The sequence below is a fragment of the Xanthomonas sp. DAR33341 genome, from assembly GCF_003992815.1.
Lineage (GTDB): Bacteria > Pseudomonadota > Gammaproteobacteria > Xanthomonadales > Xanthomonadaceae > Xanthomonas > Xanthomonas cissicola.
Window position 1 is genome coordinate 229,485 of the sequence record NZ_QEYV01000025.1, and the last position, 12,805, is coordinate 242,289.

Consider the following 12,805-nt stretch of genomic DNA (forward strand, 5'->3'; position numbering starts at 1 on the left):
CAATGCTAGCTGCCGGGCGTGGCCGTCGCTACGCCGTTTTCGGCGATGAAATGCCGATGGCACCTATCAGGCCTGGCGCGAACACGCCTGCGGGCGTCGGTTGCCGCAGGCGTCCGGGCCTTCGCTGCGAATCAGCCGGACACGCTCGCCAGCGCCGCTGCCTCGGCGTGCAGTGCGGTGGTGTCGAACAACGGCAGTTGCGCATCGGTGCTGCTCACCAGCAGCGAAATCTCGGTGCAGCCCAGGATGATCGCTTGCGCACCGTGCTGGCCGAGTTCGGTCATGACCTGGCAGACGTATTCGCGCGATTCGGGCTGGATCACGCCCTGGCAGAGTTCGTCGTAGATCACGCGATGCAGCTGCGCGCGTGCTTCGGCCGGCGGCACCAGCACGTCCAGGCCACGTGCCTGCAGGCGCTGGCGATAGAACGGCTGCTCCATGGTGAAGCGCGTGCCGAGCAATCCGATCCGGCTGAGGCCCGCTGCGACGAGCGCATCGGCGGTGGCATCGGCGATATGCAGCAGCGGCAGTGGCGTCGCGGCGGTAATCGCGTCGGCAACGCAGTGCATGGTGTTGGTGCACAGCACGATGAAGTCGGCGCCTGCTGCCTGCAGCGCACGCGCGGCGGCTGCCATCGCCTGGCCAGCGCCATCCCAATCGCCGGCGTGCTGCAGTCGCTCGATCTCGTGGAAATTGACGCTATACAGCAGCAGTTTCGCCGAATGCAGGCCGCCGCATGCATGGCGGACGCGCTGATTGATGATGCGGTAGTAGGGCAGCGTGGATTCCCAGCTCATTCCACCGATCAAACCGATCGTTTTGCTTGGAACCGGCATGCGAACTCCATGACAGGACAGCGGATGAGGTTGCACAGCGACGGCACGCAGCGTGCGTTGCGCTTGGGGACTGAAGTGTATGTCGGCCGTCCCGACCGGATACGTTCCAGATCGCGCTCCGGCAGCTCAGGATCTCGGCTCACTCGCCCGGCTTGGCGCCTTCAACCGGTGCATGCGTGGCGGCGCGGCGTGCCAGCACGGTTTCGCGATGGGCGATATAGACGTTGGCACCGATGATGATGGCCGCACCGATCACGGTGTGGCGTTCGATCGCCTCGCCGAACAGCCACCAACCCAGCAGCGCCACCAACGGCAGTTGCATGAAGCTGATCGGCTGCAGCGCAGAGACTTCGCCCAGCTTGAGTGCGCGCGTCCAGAACAACTGCCCGGCGGTGCCGAAGATGCCAGTGGCCACCAGCCATACCCAGCCGATGCCCTGCGGCCATGTCCATTGGAACAGCGCCGGGATCAGCGACATCGGCACCCAGAACACGTAGGTGTAGAACACCACCGTGTCGGAGTCGTCGCTGCGCGAGAGCTGTTTGATCTGGATCGCGACGATGGCGCTGATGACCGCAGCCAGCAGCGCAATCAGCAAGCCGGGCGTGAACGTGGACGAGCCCGGCCGCAGGATCACCAGCACGCCGATAAAACCGGCCGCCACCGCCAGCCAGCGCCGCAGCCGTACCTGCTCATGCAGCCACACCACTGCCAGCACCGTGACGAATAACGGCGTGGAGTAGGAGAGCGAGATGGCCTGCGACAGGGGCAGATGGCCGATCGCCCAAAACCCGCACAGCATCGAGGCCAGGCCGATCAAGGTACGGGCGAAGTATTGCGGCAATTGCCGCGTGCGCGGCAGCGGCTTGCCCGGCCGCAGGATCAACGGCAACAACGCCAGCAACCCGAACGCATTGCGGAAAAATGCGATCTCGGCGGTGGCAATGGTGCTCGAGGCCAGGCGGATGGTGATTGCCATCAGCCCGAAGGCGACGGTACTGGTGAGCATCCACAGCGCGGCTCGCCGCGAAACCTGCGCTGGCGTCACCAATGCGCCCCGATGATGCGCGGTTCCGGCTCCAGAATCACCGAATAGCGCTCGCGCACCGACTCGGCGATGCGTCGTGCGAAATCCAGCAACTGCGCGCCCGTGGCGGTGCCGTAATTGACCAGCACCAGCGCATGGTCGGGCGACACGCCGGCGTCGCCTTCGCGCTTGCCCTTCCAGCCGCATTGCTCGATCAGCCAGGCGGCCGACAATTTGCCCTGGCCGGCATGCTCGCCCGGATACACCGCCATGTCGGCAAAGCTGGCCTGCAACGCGGCAATCTGTCCGCTCGGCAGCAATGGGTTCTTGAAGAAACTGCCTGCATTGCCCAGCACATCCGGGTCCGGCAGCTTGCGGCGACGGATGTTGATCACCGCCTGCGCCACATCGGCCGCGCCTGCCAGCTCGGCGCCCATGCTTGCCAGTTCCTCGCGAATGCCGGCGTAGTCCAGCCGCAGTTCGTGCAGCAGCGGTAGATTGAATTCCACCGCCACGATCAGATAACGCTCGGGCTGCTGCTTGAACACGCTGTCGCGGTAGCCGAACGCGCAGTCGGCCGCATCCAGCCGCACGAACTGCTGGCTATGCCGGTCGAAGGCCTCCACCACGTGGATGAAGTCGCCCACCTGCGCGCCGTACGCACCGATGTTCTGGATCGGGCAGGCGCCCACGGTGCCCGGAATCAAAGCCAGGTTCTCCAGCCCCGACAAGCCCTGCTGCAGCGCGTACAGCACCAGCGCATGCCAGTTCACGCCGGCGCCGGCCCGCACGATGGCGTGGTCGGCACGGTGCGCGATGATGGAGGTCTCGCGGTTGTCGAAACACAGCACGCAGCCTGGCGGATCGCCGGCCAGCAAGACATTGCTGCCGCTGCCCAGCACCAGCAACGGTTGTCCGGCGATCTCGGGCGCAGCCAATGCCTGCGGCAATGCCTCAGGCGCGTGGACATTGAGCAACCAGCGCGCGGTGGCTTCGACATGGAAGGTGTTGAGCGTACGCAGCGGCGCCTGTTCGCTCAGCTGCCAGCCTGTCTGCACTGCATCGCTCATAACGGCGACACCGCACCGCCGCTGGGTGCTTCGCGGCGGCGTCGGATGGCGTTGACGCATTCGCCGATGAGCTGCGGGCCGCGATATACCAACCCGCTGTAGCACTGCACCAGGCTCGCACCGGCTGCCATCTTGGCCACCGCATCGGCGCCGGAGTTGATGCCGCCCACGCCAATCAACGGAATCGATTCGGGCAGGCGCGCGCGCAGGCGCCGCAGCACCAGCGTGGATTGCCCCAGCAGCGGCGCGCCGGACAGACCGCCGGCTTCGGCAGCTAGCGGGTGATTGGCCACCAGCGTGCGCGTCACCGTGGTATTGGTGGCGATCACGCCATCCACCGCCAGGTCGGCCAGCACGCGTGCGGCGGCATCGATGTCGCGGTCGTTGAGGTCCGGCGCCACCTTGACCAGCATCGGCACACGTTTGCCGTGTTGCGCGCTTAGCGCTTCCTGGGTTTCGCGCAAGTCGGAAATCAGGCGGCGCAGCGATTGTTCTTCCTGCAACTCGCGCAAGCCTGCGGTGTTGGGCGAGGAGATGTTGACCGTGATGTAGTCGGCCAGCGGATACACGCGCTCCATGCAGTAACGGTAGTCGCTGGTGGCCTCTTCGTTGGGCGTGTCCTTGTTCTTGCCGATGTTGATGCCGAGCAGGCCTCCCGTGCGGCGTGCGCGCTGCACGTTGGCCACCAGCGCATCCACGCCCAGGTTGTTGAAGCCCATGCGGTTGATCACCGCCTGGTATTCCGGCAATCGGAACATACGTGGCTTCGGGTTGCCCTCCTGCGCGCGCGGCGTCACCGTGCCGATCTCGACAAAGCCGAAGCCCAGCGCAAACAACGCATCGATGTGCTCACCGTTCTTGTCCAACCCGGCACCCAGCCCGACCGGGTTGGGGAACATCAGGCCGAAAGCCGGGGTGGGCAGCGGCACCGGGCGCCTGGCCAGCAACGCCGTGGTGCCGGTGCGGTAGGCGGTGTCGATGGAGCGCAACGCCAGCGCGTGGGCGCGCTCGGCATCCAAGGAAAACAGGAAGGGGCGGGCGAGCGAATACATGCGGGTCAGTTCAATCTCCCGGCGAACACGCGGGTTTGGTATTGGAAGTCGATCAGCCCATCGTGCGCATACGCATCGAACAACGTGCGTAGCGCGGCGAGCATCGGGGCATGACGTGGGTCGTGCGCAAGCGGGGCGTACGAGGACGATAGCAGGCGGCCGCGCAAGCTCTCGAAATCCAGCCGCTGCACATTCGGGAAACGCGCCATGGCGCGGAAACCCTCGCCGAACCACGCCTGCATGGTGGCATCGTCCTGATACCGCTCGGCCACTGCGGAATAGTCGGTGCCGTAATCCAGCAGCAACTGCTCGTAGCCGCGCAGGAACGCGGTGCTGTCCAGTTCGCGCGAATTCCAGTACACCACCGCCAGCCCACCGGGTTGCAGGATGCGCGCCCATTCGTCGCGCACGGCCTGCATGTCGAACCAGTGGAAGGCTTGTGCCGCAGACACCAAGCCCACGCTGGCATCGGCCAGCCCGGTGGCTTCGGCGGTGCCGTCGATCGCCTGAAACTTGGGAAATTCCGCCAGCCACTGCAGCGCCGCTTCGCGCATGGCCTGGTTGGGCTCCACCGCCGTCACCGCATATCCGGCTTCCAAAAACAGGCGGCTGGAAATGCCGGTGCCGGCGCCGATGTCGGCCACTGCCGTTGCGGGCGTCACGCCGAGTTCTCCGTGCAGCCAGCGCAGCAACTGCGGCGGGTAACTGGGCCGGTAGCGCACATAGGCCGCCACGCGGTCGTTGAAGCGCTGGGCGGAGGAGGGCGTGGCCATGCTCAACTGTTGGCGGCCGCAAGCCAGGCCATGCCGCCGAAGAACAGCAGGAAAAACGCGATCCCCACAATCCAGAGCGCCACCGCCAGCCAGCCCATGATGAGACCACCGATGGCCAGGCCGTCGCCGTCCAGGGCCTGTGGATTGCGGCGGATTTCCGCGCGGGCCAGATGCCCGGTAATGATGGCGCAGATGCTGCCCAGGAACGGGATCAGCGTCCAGCCGAGAATGCCGGCAACCAGGCTGACGATCGCCATGGCGCTGGTCTGTCGAACGACAACGTTCATCATGAACTCCTTGAAAGGCGGGCAGCCGAAGGCTGGCGTTGCACGATTATCCCAGAGCAGCCGGGCAAAAGGCGTGCCGTTTGCGGCCAAACGTCGTTGCGGGGCTGGTTTTGCGGGCGGGACCGGCTCCAATCGCCGCTCGTGCGGGCAGGGCATGGTCGGTCATGCCGGTCGAGACGCGTCCTGCAGTTCGCTGGTCTTCGGTGGTGCCGACCGGGCGCGGTGCGGGTCGGCGGGTTCAAGCCGGGCCGGTGCCATGTGGCGACAGCGTTGTGCCACCGGGGCGAACGCTCCGCCTCGCGCAGACGTGGCGTACTTGCACAGAGCCGGATTGCTGAGCGTCGCCTGCAGCCGCCGATGCTTCACTGGCTGCCACTGCCACTGCCACTGCTGCCGCTGCCGCGAAAGCGAGAACCGCCGGGTTGCGTGCGTCGGGTACGCCACGACGGCCGTTGCAGCAGGCCCGTTGCGACCACGCAGCGCGCCGAGCATGTGCCCGGCGCGCCATGCAACCTCGATCAAAGATCGAACTTGATGCCCTGTGCCAGCGGCAACGAATCGGAGTAGTTGATGGTGTTGGTCTGGCGACGCATATAGACCTTCCACGCATCCGAGCCGGACTCGCGCCCGCCGCCGGTTTCCTTCTCGCCGCCGAACGCACCGCCGATCTCCGCACCCGAGGTACCGATATTGACGTTGGCGATGCCGCAATCGCTGCCCGCCGCCGACAGGAACTTCTCGGCCGCCTTCAGGTTCTGGGTGAAGATCGACGACGACAGGCCCTGCGGCACGCCGTTCTGCAGCTCGATCGCCTCATCCAGCGTGCGGTACTTCATCACGTACAGGATCGGTGCAAAGGTCTCGTGCTGCACCACCGCGTCGCTGTTCTGCAGCCCCGTGATAATCGCCGGCAGCACGAAGTTGCCCGGGCGATCGATCGCCGTGCCGCCCACTTCGACCGTGCCGCCGGCCGCCTTGGCCTTGGCGATCGAGTCCAGGAACTGCGCAACGGCGCCCTGGCTGTTGAGCGGGCCCATCAGGTTTGCCGGGTCGGTCGGGTCGCCGATCTTGCTGTCGAGCTGCTTGTACGCCTTGACCAGCGTCGCCAGCACGGTGTCGTAGATGGAGGCGTGCACGATCAGCCGGCGGGTGGTGGTGCAGCGCTGCCCGGCAGTGCCTACGGCGCCGAACACGATGCCCGGGATGGCCAGCTTCAGGTCGGCGGTTTCGTCCAGGATGATGGCGTTGTTGCCGCCCAATTCCAGCAGGCAGCGGCCCAGACGACGGGCGACCTTCTCTGCCACCACGCGGCCGATCTGGGTCGAACCGGTGAAGCTGATCAACGGCACGCGGGTGTCTTCGACCAGCTTCTCCGACAGCGCCGTGCCGGCATCGTTGATCAGGAAGAAGATGTCCGGGAAGCCGGCATCCTTCAGTGCCGCGTTGCAGATCTTCATCGTGGCGATCGCGGTCAACGGCGTCTTGTTGGAGGGCTTCCAGATGCAGATATCGCCGCAAATCGCAGCCAAAAACGCATTCCACGCCCATACCGCCACCGGGAAGTTGAACGCACTGATGATGCCCACCAGGCCCAGCGGCTGGTACTGCTCGTACATGCGGTGGCCGGGGCGCTCCGAATGCATGGTGTAGCCGTACAGCATGCGGCTCTGGCCCACGGCGAAGTCGGCGATGTCGATCATCTCCTGCACTTCGCCGTCGCCTTCGGGCTTGCTCTTGCCCATTTCCAGCGCCACCAGCGATCCCAGCGCATCCTTATGCGCACGCAGCGCCTCGCCACATAGGCGTACGGCTTCACCACGGCGCGGTGCCGGCGTGGTCCGCCACACCTTGAACGCGGCCTGCGCACGCTGGACGATCAGCTCGTAGTCTTCCGGCGTGGTGGCCTGCACCTCGGCGATCACCGCATTGGTGGTCGGATTGAGCGGCTGCAGCACCCCGGCGCCGCTGGCCTGCGACCAGGTCGCCTCGCCAAGATAGGTACCGGAATTGGACGCGGCGAGGTCGAGCGCCTTGAGCAGGTCAGCGGACATGGGATCTCCTGGAAACAGTGGCGGTCGTGGTGGCAGAGCCACCCGCAACACGGTAGCCGCCGATTTTAGCAGGCTCCGCCGGCCGCCTACCGCCACCGGCTTGGCAATCGCAACGATCGTGCGACAATGCCGCCCTTGGCCCCGTAGCTCAGCTGGATAGAGCGTCCCCCTCCTAAGGAAGAGGGGAAATTGAGGGTCTACCTTTATCTGGTCTAACCTACTGTTTCATAAGGCCTACGGCTGACCACTCAATGGGCGCGACGCAGGTCTAGACAACCTAAAGCAGCTTCTAACAGCGCTTGTTCGCCACAGCATTGCCACGGCTTCCAAGGTCTCCTAGGCTGCGCTATAAGACAGTTGTAATGAGTCTAGGGATGGCCCATCGCACATGTCTGCAAGCGCGCTTCAAACGCTTCGAGAGTTGTATCCGCAGCGATATGCACTTCGGCCCGAAGAGGTCGCACATGTGCTTCGTGGTCAGAGCACGAGAGGGGTGGTGCAGCGCGTGCGTGAAGGGATGCAGTCAGGGCGCTATCCGGGCGCCCGCAAGATCGACGGATTGATCCAGATGCCCCTTGAAGCGTTGGCCGAGATCTTGGATCCAGCGCCCGCACCTCAGCCGGTTGCCCCCATCATCACTCCTTCATCCTCGCGACGACGATCCGCCATTGGGCCGCGTCTGGGTTTCGTGCGGGCGGCAGGTTTCTGGGAACAAGTGATGGGGGCCATTGGCGAGCAGGCATTGGCCGATGAGCTGGGGGAGGCTACGGCGCGGGTGCTGAGGGAACTTCGCTATCAGGAGGCTGAGGCCAGATCACGCGCTCAACGCTATGAACTTATGCGCTAGCAAGGTCATCATCTTTCGTACGCACATTTACGCCTGCGCGAACTTGAATCGTCTGTCTGACGCTTGCTTGCATGCAAGACGATCCGCAAGTTGAAGCAGTAATTTGCGAATAACAGGAAGGGTTGTCTCGCCAATTTCCAATAGTCATTGAACATCTTTGAATTTTCTAAGGTTGAGGTGGACATGTGGGCTGACAACGAGACAGAGAGAGATTTTCTTAACTTCTCTGGAATCGCAGATACGGTTGCAGAGATCATCGCGCAGGCCAACGGGCGCCCAGTATCGATTGGGGTATCGGGATCATGGGGTGTGGGCAAGTCTTCTATGATTAAGCTTACCCATGCCTCGCTCTCCGCCCGGCCGAGACAGGAAGGCGATAGAGAATTCGTCGTCGTTGAATTCAATGCGTGGCTGTACCAAGGCTATGATGACGCGCGTGCTGCACTCATGGATGTCATCGCGGATAAACTTGCGGAAGAAGCCAAGAAGCGTGAGACGGCGGGGGATAAGGTCACGGAATTCGTCAAGAGGATCCGGTGGCTTCGCCTTGGCAAGCTCGTGGCGACCGATGTGGCGGCATTGACATTGGGGTTGCCGCCAATTGGCGTTCTTGGCGGGGTGTTCAATACTGCCGGGGATATGGCCGATGGAGTCAACGAGGATGAGTTGAAGGCTGCCGATAAAGCAGTCAAGAAGGCAGGAAAGGAAGTCGCTGGTCTATTGGACCCTCGACTCGAAATCTCGCCACCAAAGGAAATTCAAGCGCTACGCAACAGCTTTGAACAGGCGCTAGAAGAGCTAGGAATTACGCTGGTTGTTTTGATAGACGATCTCGATCGGTGCTTACCGCCGACGACGATCTCTACCTTAGAAGCAATCCGATTGTTTCTATTTCTTCGCCACACCGCATTCGTGATTGCAGCGGATGATGGCATGATCAAGCACGCCGTCAGGCGCCACTTTGACGGCATCACCGATGACCTAGTCATCAACTATTTCGATAAACTGATTCAGGTTCCCATCCGCGTTCCACCTTTGGGCACCCAGGAAGTTCGCGCTTACATGATGCTATTGTTCGTAGACAACAGTAGCTTGGATCAAGAAGATAAGAATAAGATCCGTTTGGGTGTATGCGAGCAATTGCGGAAGACATGGCAGGGCAATCGGGTGGATCGAGGTTTCGTTGCAGGTCTGCATCCGGATTTGCCAGGAGAACTTGTCGGTAAGCTAGACACGGCTGACCGGCTCGCGCCCTTGATGGTTGGCGCATCGGGAATTTTGGGCAACCCACGTCTGATCAAGCGCTTTCTAAACGCACTCTCCATCCGGATGGCCATTTCCAACGCGCAAGGCGTTGGTGTTGACGAAGCAGTATTGGCCAAGCTGATGTTGTTTGAGCGGCTGGGGGACAGTAAGGCTTTCGCAGATTTGGTGTCCAAGGTGAGCACCAGCGACAACGGAAAGCCAGCGTTCCTCGCGGAGTGGGAAAGATCCGCAATTGCAGGTGCCGAGTTTGCTCTTCAAGATCCCTGGAAGGCGCCGTTCATCGAAGAGTGGTTGCGACTGCCTCCTGCACTATCAGATATTGATTTGCGTGGGGCTCTCTACGTAAGTCGTGAGCATGCGCCGCTAATCTCACCCGAGGACCGCTTGTCGTCGGATGCCGCCGAAGTTCTCACCGCTTTGCTTACTCAGCCGGAGATGGCAGGCAGCTTGAAGGCGCGCCTATCTGGCTTAGCTCGGGCAGAGACGACCGTGCTAATGGATCGCGTGTTAGAGAAGGCGCGCCAGGAGCAGGAATGGGGCGTTCCTGCCATTCTTGAATCTGCCGTGGCGCTGGCTGAGTCCGACCCTGCGCTGGGAGCGCGCCTAGCTGCGTTTCTGCGAGATCGACCTGTAGCTCAGATCCGTCCGAACATCATTCCGAGAATCGCAGATTACTCTTGGGCGAAAGACGTATTCGGCGCTTGGGACGCTGGGGACACGAGTAAGCCTGTAAAGGCAGCCATCAAAACAAGGACAGTCAAGTAGATGGGCACTTCTCAAAGTAGCGGCGGACCACCCGCCAGCGGGCCAATGATTCCACCCTGGGCCGATGCGCCTCCCGCTGGCGGTGGCGACACACCTGCACCTCCACCAGGCACCCCACCTGAACCGGACGCTCCGTCGCCGCAAGCGCAGCCCCAGCGATGGACGGGTGTGCGCCGGAACCTGGGGGATTTTGCTAGAAACGGCGATGGCCGCTCTTTAAGACGAGCCGTCAAACACTATGTGCGCTCTGGCTATGGAGGAGCTGCAACAGCGTCCCGCCGTATGAGTAGCACTGGCAGCACTGCAAATGCGCTCGGCAATGCGCTGGCAGGTCTAGGCGCTGGTGGTTTCGCGCAGACAGGCACGCTTCTTGAACGATCTCTCCTGACGGGTAGATCCGCCGAAGAGGTGATGGATCGTGTAGTAGATGCGGTTCGACCCGTCGATGGAACACAAGATGCCGAAGCTTCACGCGCGGCCATCCGAGACGCTCTTACCGACTTGCTGACGCAATATCAGGATGCAGATCTGATGGAACTGTCGATGGACCAACGAGAGTTCGCGATTGAACGATTCGTTGCATACGACGTTTTTCAACGCTTTGAGCTAGATGTCGGCCAGCATATTCAAGACAACGCTCCCACGGTTAGTGAGGGGCTTGCCCGTTTGAAGGAGGTCAAAGACTACGTGAGGCAAACAGTGTCCGCGTCGTTTCGTAAGCTACGCGAGTCTGGGAGAGGGCTGACGGATGCGAACGTGTCGCAAGCGGTAAGAGAAGCGCTCAGGGACACTTTTGAAGTTTTCGAGGGATACATGGAATGAAAATCTTCTCTGCCCCTCGGGGCGTTGCAGTGCCAGCTGTCTCCGATCTTCAACTAATTCTCTACGGTCAGCCAGATCGGCACGCTGATGGGGCTCGCTCTGTTGGGAGTGCAGGCGCGGCCATCGAGACACGAATACAGCGTTTGCGATATGCGCCTGCTCCAAGAGCATGGGACTTTCTTTCGCTTGCCCTCTCTGTCGTCGTGGCGGATCTTAGTGTTCATAGGGCGGGAAGTCCTGATGGCTGGACTCGCCAAATCGATTTGATAACAGCAGTTGGGGAGCCAGATTTCTGGAACTCCGAGGCGCACACAATCGAAGCGGCGCTTCGGTTCTTGTCGACAGACCTCTGGACGTTGGAGTTTGTTGGCGAAGGGCGGCGTCCTGATCCTCCGGACGAACTGTTCCGACCGACTGAAGACAGCGTGTGTCTGCTCTCGGGGGGGATGGATAGTCTAATCGGTGCTATTGACCTCGCTGAATCGGGGCGTCGATCAATCGCGGTCAGCAATACAGTGCCTGGCGATGGCCACAATCAGCACAGTTTTGCTGAGGCCGTAGGTTTCAAACATCTCCCTCTGAATCACAATGCGAGCCCGCCTTCTGATGGGAGTCGAGAACCATCACAGCGTGCTCGGTCGATCATCTTTCTGGCATTCGGAGTTCTAGCTGCGACCTCTTTGCAGGCTTACCAGGATGGGGCGCAAGTTCCGTTGTTCATCTGTGAGAATGGTTTCATTGCACTCAATCCGCCACTGACAGGGACGCGGCTTGGCAGTCTGAGCACCAGGACAGCTCATCCAGAGTTCCTTCATGGCGTTCAGTCAGTGCTAGATGCCGCAGGTTTGCGCGTCAATTTGATTAACCCATATCAGCACAAAACGAAGGGTGAGATGTCGCGCGAGTGCGCAGATCAGGATTTATTACGTAATTTGGCAGCGTCTTCCGTAAGCTGCGGACGCTATCGTCGATATGGATACAATCAATGCGGGCGTTGTATTCCATGTCAAATTCGTCGTTCAGCCTACCTGGCCTGGGGGCAGCCAGATCCTACCGATTACGTCTTCAAGGACATTGGCCGTCGAGAAGCGGATTACGCGCATTTCGATGATGTGAGATCGGTTGCAATGGCCATCTCGCGAGTCAATAGCGAAGGTTTGGAAGCATGGCTGCGTTCCGCATTGTCTTACCCGCATGCGGGGCCACGAGCACCTCTTCGAGATGTGATACAGAGAGGGCTTGGTGAATTGATGGCGCTGCATCAATCGGTAGGGTTGCATTGATCGATTTTCACTGCCACCTAGACTTGTATGCCGACCCTCGTCAGGTTGTATCGCAATGCGTCGAGAGAGGTTTGTATGTTTTGTCAGTAACCACAACGCCGTCAGCTTGGGAAGGAACTTCTGCCCTGGCTGGCGCTGCCCCTCGTATACGTACCAGCCTAGGCTTGCACCCGCAGATTGCGCACGAAAGGAAGTTTGAGCTGCCGTTATTTGAGAAGCTCATAGGTCGAGTGAGATATGTCGGAGAGATCGGATTGGACGGCAGTCCGGAGTTGAAACAGCACTGGCATACGCAACTGGCTGTGTTCGAACAAATTTTGGATTTGTGCGAGGGGGTTGATGGTAGGGTCATGTCTCTGCATAGCAGGAGGGCCACAAAGGCGGTCTTGGATATGCTTGAAAAGCATCCAAAATCAGGTGTTCCGATCCTGCATTGGTTTTCAGGCACTCAACGCGAGCTGGATCGCGCAGTCGAGATGGGGTGCTGGTTTAGCGTTGGGCCTGCAATGCTGCGCGGCGAGAAAGGTAGAAAACTTGCTGCGGCTATACCGCAGGACCGTATTCTTACTGAGTCGGACGGACCTTTTGCTAAGATGGATTCTCGGTCGATTTGGCCCTGGGAGGCCGCGCAGGCTGTGGTTAGCCTTGCTGAGATTTGGCAGGTCAATGAGCAAGCCGCTGCAACACGCCTGAAAGCAAACTTGAAGCAGATTGGCGAATCATAGG

The 12,805-nt window shown here is 61.3% G+C and carries 12 protein-coding genes; 5 read left to right on the top strand and 7 right to left on the bottom strand.

Features of this window, described 5'->3' with window-relative positions:
* Positions 1-131 precede the first annotated feature (131 nt).
* The 7 genes from EO156_RS11075 to EO156_RS11115 form a co-directional block, all read right to left on the bottom strand.
* Positions 132-836, bottom strand: coding sequence for an aspartate/glutamate racemase family protein (locus EO156_RS11075; protein ID WP_016851273.1), 705 nt, complete (start codon positions 834-836; stop codon positions 132-134).
* A 139-nt stretch (positions 837-975) separates the two neighbouring features.
* Positions 976-1,887 (bottom strand): DMT family transporter, encoded by a 912-nt coding sequence (locus tag EO156_RS11085; protein ID WP_016851272.1) that lies wholly within the window; start codon positions 1,885-1,887, stop codon positions 976-978.
* On the bottom strand, positions 1,881-2,933 hold the full coding sequence (gene murB, locus EO156_RS11090; RefSeq protein WP_016851271.1) for a UDP-N-acetylmuramate dehydrogenase: 1,053 nt from the start codon (positions 2,931-2,933) through the stop codon (positions 1,881-1,883). Before murB ends, EO156_RS11085 begins: the two co-directional genes overlap by 7 nt.
* Positions 2,930-3,985 (bottom strand): quinone-dependent dihydroorotate dehydrogenase, encoded by a 1,056-nt coding sequence (locus EO156_RS11095; protein WP_005923429.1) that lies wholly within the window; start codon positions 3,983-3,985, stop codon positions 2,930-2,932. The genes murB and EO156_RS11095 overlap by 4 nt, the downstream gene beginning before the upstream one ends.
* A gap of 5 nt (positions 3,986-3,990) precedes the next feature.
* Positions 3,991-4,758, bottom strand: coding sequence for a class I SAM-dependent methyltransferase (locus EO156_RS11100; protein ID WP_015472255.1), 768 nt, complete (start codon positions 4,756-4,758; stop codon positions 3,991-3,993).
* Between the two features lie 2 nt (positions 4,759-4,760).
* A complete protein-coding gene (locus tag EO156_RS11105) occupies positions 4,761-5,045 on the bottom strand; it encodes a DUF4190 domain-containing protein (RefSeq protein ID WP_026007260.1) in 285 nt (94 codons plus the stop codon).
* A gap of 518 nt (positions 5,046-5,563) precedes the next feature.
* A complete protein-coding gene (locus EO156_RS11115; protein ID WP_016851269.1) occupies positions 5,564-7,096 on the bottom strand; it encodes an aldehyde dehydrogenase family protein in 1,533 nt (510 codons plus the stop codon).
* A gap of 496 nt (positions 7,097-7,592) precedes the next feature.
* On the opposite strand from EO156_RS11115, the gene EO156_RS11120 reads away from it, so the two are divergent.
* The 5 genes from EO156_RS11120 to qatD all read left to right on the top strand — a co-directional run bounded on the left by EO156_RS11120 (position 7,593) and on the right by qatD (position 12,804).
* Positions 7,593-7,943 carry a hypothetical protein gene (locus EO156_RS11120; protein ID WP_005923438.1) on the top strand — a complete coding sequence of 117 codons (351 nt, stop codon included), beginning with the start codon at positions 7,593-7,595 and terminating at the stop codon, positions 7,941-7,943.
* 147 nt (positions 7,944-8,090) lie between these two features.
* A complete protein-coding gene (locus EO156_RS11125) occupies positions 8,091-9,974 on the top strand; it encodes a P-loop NTPase fold protein (protein ID WP_206429694.1) in 1,884 nt (627 codons plus the stop codon).
* 45 nt (positions 9,975-10,019) lie between these two features.
* Positions 10,020-10,796 carry a Qat anti-phage system associated protein QatB gene (gene qatB, locus EO156_RS24370; RefSeq protein ID WP_303046226.1) on the top strand — a complete coding sequence of 259 codons (777 nt, stop codon included), beginning with the start codon at positions 10,020-10,022 and terminating at the stop codon, positions 10,794-10,796.
* Positions 10,793-12,079, top strand: coding sequence for a Qat anti-phage system QueC-like protein QatC (gene qatC, locus EO156_RS11135; protein ID WP_005916301.1), 1,287 nt, complete (start codon positions 10,793-10,795; stop codon positions 12,077-12,079). The genes qatB and qatC overlap by 4 nt, the downstream gene beginning before the upstream one ends.
* Complete coding sequence (qatD, locus tag EO156_RS11140; RefSeq protein ID WP_011269864.1) at positions 12,076-12,804, top strand: Qat anti-phage system TatD family nuclease QatD; 729 nt, start codon at positions 12,076-12,078, stop codon at positions 12,802-12,804. The genes qatC and qatD overlap by 4 nt, the downstream gene beginning before the upstream one ends.
* Position 12,805: the final 1 nt, after the last annotated feature.